Source organism: Dietzia sp. UBA5065 (assembly GCA_002415925.1).
Classification (GTDB): domain Bacteria; phylum Actinomycetota; class Actinomycetes; order Mycobacteriales; family Mycobacteriaceae; genus Dietzia.
The window spans coordinates 3,054-6,426 of the sequence record DIAZ01000169.1; the positions used below are offsets into that span (position 1 = coordinate 3,054).

Sequence of the window (3,373 nt, forward strand, 5' to 3'; positions counted from 1 at the left end):
CTGGAACACCATCGCGATGTCCCGGTCCTTGGGCTCGGAGCCGGTGACGTCCTTGTCGCCGATGAGGATGCGCCCGGCCGCCACGTCCTCCAGTCCGGCCAGGGCGCGGAGGGTCGTGGACTTGCCGCAGCCGGACGGCCCGACCAGGACCAGGAACTCGCCGTCGGCGATCTCCAGGTCGAGCCTATCCACGCTGCGCCGCGCGGCGCCCGGGTAGATGATGGACACGTTCTCGAAGGTCACCGAAGCCATGCGAGATCCTTCCCTTCACCGGCAGGAACGTGCCGGACGATCCGAGATAGAGGGTTGACACGACGACTGTAGCGCCAGCCGCCCGGGTTCACCGGTGCGGCGCCGACAGTCGCTCCGCGTACGCCGACCCGCGGTCGGCGCACGCCGCGATGGACGCGGCCACCCCGTCCGGGTCGTCGGACATCGGCACGTGGCCGTCGGCCGTGATCTCCACCTGCGCCTGCGGGAACAGTCGGGAGGCGAGCCCGGCCTGCCCCACGGGGAGGACGAGGTCGAACCGTCCCCAGCGGATGGTGACGGGCAGCTGCTCGTCCACCGGCGCGGAGAAGACGAACGCGGCGCGGTCGGCCCGGTCGAGGACCGTGTTGTTCACGATCGCCTCGCCGTCGATCGCCGCCGCCTCCGCCGGGTACCGCCACGGCCTGGCGCAGAACACGCCCATCATCACCGCTCGGCCCACCGCCCTCTCCGAGACCGCCGGGAGATGGCGGCCGAGAGTCCCGGCCGCGCGACGAAGGCCGTGGAACACCGACACGGTGTACCGCCAGTCGGCGTGGGAGCGGAAGAACCCGGCGGGCGAGAGCGCCGTGACGCTGCTCGCCAGACCGCGGGCCCCCAGCTCCAGCGCGAGGAAGCCCCCGAGGGAGTTGCCGGCGAGGTGCGGCCGCTCCCCCTCGGGCACCACCGCGTCGATGAGCTCGGCGACACGGCCCACCATGTACTCGAGCACGTCCCCGGCGTCGGGGAGATCCGCCGACTCCCCGTGCCCGGGAAGGTCCACCACCACCACCCGGAAACGGTCCGTCAGCAGCGGGACCACGGCATCCCAGGCGTGGGAGCGGTGACACACCCCGTGGATCAGCACGACGGTGGGACCGGAGCCCGATATGCGGTGATGCAGAACCATGGCCCCAGTGTGTACCAGGATCCGGCCGCCGGGAACCGGGAGAGCGCCCCACTCCCGTTGAAGAATGTGCTTACACTTGTCCCACGCGACTGTGGGGGACGCGTGCACCAAGGGGGGAACACCATGAATGTGAACACGGCAGACATTTCGGCGACCGAGAGGCAGCAGGGCCTGGAGACGGAGTTCCGACCCATCCTTCTCCGGCTCGATCTGCTGGTCCGGCGGCAGAACACGCAGTACGCCTTGAGCCGAGCTCAGACGTCCATGCTCTACACGCTGGCCCGCTACGGCCGGCTCCGCATGACCGACCTGGCCCGGTTGGAGAACGTCCGGGTTCCCACGACCAGCAACTCGGTGACCGTCATCGAGGCCATGGGATACGTCGAGCGCGTGCCGGCCGAGTCGGACCGCCGGGGAGTGTGCGTGAGCCTGACGGACCTGGGCCGCGCCCGGATCAACCAGGTCCTCGACGCCCGCGACCGGGACTTCGCCGAGCACCTGTCCCGGCTGTCCCCGGAGCACCGGGACACCCTCTCGGCGGCGGTGCCGGCGCTCAACGCGCTCCTGGACGCCTTCGACGAGCACGACCTGCCGAGCTGAGCCGGTCCGGGCCGGGGGCCGCCCACCGTGACCCGCTAGCCTGACCCGCCATGAGCACCGTTCTCGTCACCGGAGCCTCCCGCGGCATCGGGGCGGCCACCGCCAGGGCCCTGGAGGCCCACCACGACCTGATCCTGGTGGGCCGGGACACCGGCGCCCTGGACGCCGTGGCGCGCGACTGCTCCAGCGCCCGCGTCGTGGCGGCCGATCTCACGACCGCCGAGGGGGTCGCGCGGGTCGCCGACGGAATCGGGACCCTCGACGGGCTCGTCCACAGTGCCGGGGTCGCCGAGCTGGGCCGTATCGACTCCTCCGAGGCCGCGCAGTGGCGCCGCGCGTTCGAGGTCAACGTGATGGCCGTGGTCGAGCTGACCCGGGCGCTGCTCCCGGCGCTGCGCGCGGCCCGGGGCCACCTCGTCGTCGTCAACTCCGGCGCGGGGTTCACCGCAAAGCCCGGCTGGGGCTCCTACAGCGCGTCCAAGTTCGCCCTCCGCGCCGTCACCGACACGATCCGCGGCGAGGAACCCACGCTGCGCGTCACCTCGGTGCACCCGGGGCGGGTGGACACCGACATGCAGCGCGCGATCGTCGCGGGCGAGGGCGGGACGTACCAGCCGTCGTCCTATCTCAGCCCCGGCTCAGTGGCCGCGGCCATCCGCGACGCCCTCGACGCCGCCCCGGACGCCCACCCCACGGAGATCGTGCTCAGGCCCCGGCCCCACTGACTCCCGACCCGTCGGCGCGCCTCCCGATCCGGCACCCCGGCCGGGTCGGGTGTCGTAACGTCACCCTCACCATGACCAGCCCGGACACGCCACTGCGCATCACGGTGATCGGCGCCGGCGTGGTCGGCTGCTATCTGGGCGGCCGACTCGCCCCCCACGCCGACGTGACCCTCGTCGGACGACCCCACGTCCTGGACCCCATCCGCGCGGTGGGCCTCACCGTGGAGTCGGGCGAGGGCGAGGGCGACCGCCTCCACCTGCCCGCCGAGTCCCTCACGCTGGCGGAGTCCCCCGAGTCCGTGCGGCGCTCGGATGTGGTGCTGGTGTGCACCAAGGCGGGTTCGACCGCGGCGGCGACCGCGGAGTTCGTCCCGTTCCTGCGCCGCGGCTCCCTCGTGGTGGGCCTGCAGAACGGGCTGCACTCGGCGGACCTGATCCGCGACGCGGTGGACGTGGCGCCCGTGATCGCCGGGGTCATCCCCTTCAACGTGGCCCGGACCGGGCCCGCCACCTACCGCCGGACCAGCACGGGCGAGATCCGCCTGGCCGAGCACCCGGCGGCGGCGCCCCTCATCGACGTGATGAGGCGGGCCGGCCTCCAGGTCCGGGCGACCGACGACATCCAGGCCGTGCTCCACGGCAAGGTCCTGCTCAACCTCAACAACGCCGTCCAGGCGCTGTCCGGGCTCCCGCTGCGCACCGAGCTGCTCGACCACGACCTGCGGCGCTGCGTGGCCATCTGCCAGCTCGAGGCGATCCGCGTCTTCACCGCGGCCGGGGTGGTCCCGCGGGTCCCCCTCCCCGTCCCCGCGGCGCTGCTGCCGACCATCATGCGGCTGCCCACCCCGGTCTTCCGCAGGCTGGCCACGACCGTGGTCCGGGTCGACGC

At 72.8% G+C, this 3,373-nt stretch carries 5 protein-coding genes; 3 read left to right on the forward strand and 2 right to left on the reverse strand.

Annotation, left to right across the window (positions count from 1 at the left end):
• Both B4M60_RS13640 and B4M60_RS13645 read right to left on the reverse strand, forming a co-directional pair.
• Window positions 1-252: ATP-binding cassette domain-containing protein (locus B4M60_RS13640; RefSeq protein WP_291085090.1), on the reverse strand; the 252-nt coding region annotated here is incomplete at its 3' end.
• A gap of 88 nt (window positions 253-340) precedes the next feature.
• The gene (locus tag B4M60_RS13645; RefSeq protein WP_291085093.1) at window positions 341-1,159 is read right to left on the reverse strand and encodes an alpha/beta fold hydrolase; all 819 of its coding nucleotides are present in this window, start codon (window positions 1,157-1,159) and stop codon (window positions 341-343) included.
• 123 nt (window positions 1,160-1,282) lie between these two features.
• Here B4M60_RS13645 and B4M60_RS13650 point away from each other — a divergent pair, with 123 nt between their 5' ends.
• From B4M60_RS13650 to B4M60_RS13660, 3 genes are all read left to right on the forward strand, one after another.
• Window positions 1,283-1,759: a MarR family winged helix-turn-helix transcriptional regulator gene (locus B4M60_RS13650; RefSeq protein ID WP_291085096.1), complete on the forward strand. Its 477-nt coding sequence runs from the start codon at window positions 1,283-1,285 to the stop codon at window positions 1,757-1,759.
• A 50-nt stretch (window positions 1,760-1,809) separates the two neighbouring features.
• Window positions 1,810-2,484 carry an SDR family oxidoreductase gene (locus B4M60_RS13655; protein ID WP_291085099.1) on the forward strand — a complete coding sequence of 225 codons (675 nt, stop codon included), beginning with the start codon at window positions 1,810-1,812 and terminating at the stop codon, window positions 2,482-2,484.
• A gap of 71 nt (window positions 2,485-2,555) precedes the next feature.
• Window positions 2,556-3,373 (forward strand): 2-dehydropantoate 2-reductase N-terminal domain-containing protein (locus B4M60_RS13660; RefSeq protein WP_291085102.1); only part of this gene is annotated, 818 nt, incomplete at its 3' end.